Annotated in this window: 1 protein-coding gene; it reads left to right on the top strand. The window is 43.0% G+C overall.

Features of this window, described 5'->3' with window-relative positions:
- On the top strand, positions 1-258 hold a 258-nt coding region (locus OSCIL6407_RS36040; protein ID WP_040650499.1), incomplete at both ends, for a hypothetical protein.

The raw sequence follows: 258 nt of genomic DNA on the forward strand, positions 1-258 counted from the left end.
CATTAAATCTGCCGCTTGATACAAACGATGAATCGGATTTGCGCTTTACTGCTGAAGCTGTTGAATTAGCAGTGTTCGACTTACTAAATGACGAAGACAATTCACAAAATTTACGGAATGTTAGCAAGAAAGCTTTTGAATTACTGCGTGTACTAAAGGTACCATCTTCTTCAATGGATGCTGCAAAATGGTTACTGCGTGTAGCCTGCTTGGGCATACTAGGCGATCGAGGAGCAGATGCTGCCCGGTTGCTGAAAG

This window comes from Kamptonema formosum PCC 6407 (genome assembly GCF_000332155.1).
GTDB lineage: Bacteria > Cyanobacteriota > Cyanobacteriia > Cyanobacteriales > Microcoleaceae > Kamptonema > Kamptonema formosum.